The sequence below is a fragment of the Kitasatospora sp. NPDC056181 genome, from assembly GCF_042266225.1.
Lineage (GTDB): Bacteria > Actinomycetota > Actinomycetes > Streptomycetales > Streptomycetaceae > Kitasatospora.
This window is the reverse complement of the sequence record NZ_JBHJUK010000314.1, coordinates 1-2332: the sequence shown is the minus strand read 5'-3', so window position 1 is coordinate 2332 and position 2332 is coordinate 1. Positions and strand designations below refer to the sequence as shown.

The following is a 2332-nucleotide window of genomic DNA, read 5'->3' as shown; positions in this document are numbered from 1 at the left end:
TCCGGGCGGACCGGGACCCGGTCCGCGAGGGCGAGGGCGTCCAGGGCGAGGACCTGCCCGGTGGCACCGTTGGGCAGGCTGGTCCCCTGGCGGACCACCGGGATCAGCCGGTCACCGCCGGGCAGGGCCGCGTACCGGCCGCCCTGGCCCATCCCGGCCAGCGGCGAACCGGAAACCCGCAGCCCACCCGCCGTGGCGAACGCGGCCTGGTCACGCTGCGAGGTGGTCCAGGTGGTGTGCTGGCCCAGCGCCAGCACACCCGTGGCCACCGCCAGCACCAGCAGCAGCACCGGACCGCTGGCCCGGCCGGGACGACGCGCCAGCTGCCAGCCCGCCAGCGCCGGGACCAGACCGCGGCCCCGCGCGGCCAGCCGGCCCCCCAGACGCGCCGCCAACGGCAGCAGCCGCAGCACCAGCAGCGTGCCCGCGCACAGGGCCAGCGTCGGCGCGGCGATCAGCACCGGGTCCAGGCCCAGGCGGCCGCCGGCGTCCGTGGACAGCCCGCCGTGGTACTGGGCCAGCTGGTAGTAGGCGAGGGCGGCGAGGGCGACCACCGCCAGGTCCGCGCCGGAGCGGACCGCGCCGGCGACCATCGCCTGGCGCTGCCCGGCGCGGCGCAGGACCGCGCCGGCCGCGCCGCGCAGCACGCCCGGGACGGTGGTCACAACGACACAGGCCAGGGCGCAGGCCGCCGCGACCGGCCACAGCGTCCAGTGCAGCCCGGTGTCCAGCGGCACCCGGGCGAGCGCGCCCCGGGCGGTGAGCAGGTGCAGCAGGGGCGGGGTGAGCAGGGGGGCGAGCAGGGCCGCCGGCAGGGCCAGCAGCAGTGACTCGGTGGCGGTGAGGGCGCCCAGGCGCAGGCCGGAGGCCCCGCGGGCGGCCAGCAGCGCGTTCTCGCTCTCCTGCCGGGCGGCCATCAGGTGGACCACCAGGAACAGGACGGCGGCAGCCAGGACGGTGAGCTGGAGGGCACCGATCAGCAGGGTGGAGCGGGCGACCAACGCACTGGAGTCCAGTTCGCGCAGGACGTCCCCGACCTCGGTCCTGACCTGGAGGCCCGTGGCCTGGCGCAGTTCCTCGCCCAGACTGTCGGCACGGTCCTGGATCCCGGCGGAGCCGGGGGCACCGATGCCGGCGAAGTCCGCGCCGAGCAGCCAACTGCGCCCGTTCTGCGGAATCCGCGCGGCGGTGAAGACACTGTCGTCGACCAGCATCGGGCCGTAGGTGGTGAACCCGCCGACCTGGATCTCACGCCCGCCCACCGGGTCGAGGCGCCAGTACACGTCCGAAGGCTCGACGGCCCGGTAGACACCGGTGATGCGCACCACGAGCGGCGACCCGTCGAAACGGTCCTCCAGCCGCACCTCCGCCGGCAGCACACCCGCGGCCAGGCCGAGCCGCGCCAGCACGGCCTGCGGCACCGCGACCTCCACCGCCCCCCGCCCCGTCACCCCCGCCGCCGCCGGCCAACCACCCGAGAGGAGAGTGACGCGCTGATGGTCCAGCGCCGCGAGCACCGTCAACTCGGGCCCCTTCGCGGGGGCGCTGGCTGGCTGGGCGCCCGACGCGTTGCCGGACTGGGTACCGGACAACGGCGCCGGGCTCTGCGGGAGCCCGTAGGAGCGACTGCGGGCGACGGTCTCGGTGTGCACCGGCAGGTCTCCGAAGAGCCTCCCGGCGTAATCACCCACCGCCGCATCGTCCTTGGGCCGCTTGTCGAACCCGTGGTCGGCACTGACCAGCACGGTGGTCCTCGCGCGGACCGGCCCTTGGAGCGCCTGGCGCAGCCCGGCCTCCCCCACGGTGCGGTTGAACGCCACCAGCGCCGTGAGCACTGCAGTGGTGATCAGCACCGTGAGCAGGACCGCGGCGGCCAACGGCAGTCGCCCGCGCAGACGGCGCACGACGAAGCCGAGCATCCCGTTCCTCCCCCAGTACATTTCGGTCCCGCGCAGCTCTCCCCCGTCCGGGCACGCCCCTGCCACGGGATGGACGCCTGTCGCGTACCGCTACGGTGACCACCGGCGATTGATCACCGGATAGCGGACGACTCTGTCAGATTCGATCCATGAACGGAAGGGACTTGCGCGAATCATGTAACTAGTGAGCAAATTCTCGGCAATGACGACACCGCGATCGGCCTTTCCCTCCGATGAGAGAGTCCGTCAGCAATCCGATATCGCCATGCACACCTCATCAAGACCACTTCGCCACCCGGCCGAGTCGGCCGGGGAACGCTCGAAGCGCACCCAGGGGGACGCCGTATGACCCAGCAACCGGCCGGCACCGTCACCGCTCCCATGGTGGCCGTCACCGACCTCCACCGCAGCTT

The 2332-nt window shown here is 73.8% G+C and carries 1 pseudogene; it reads right to left on the bottom strand.

Annotated features, from left to right (window positions below):
- Window positions 1-1919, bottom strand: a pseudogene (locus ACFC1F_RS43180) (ABC transporter permease); the annotation flags it as partial.
- Window positions 1920-2332 lie beyond the last annotated feature (413 nt).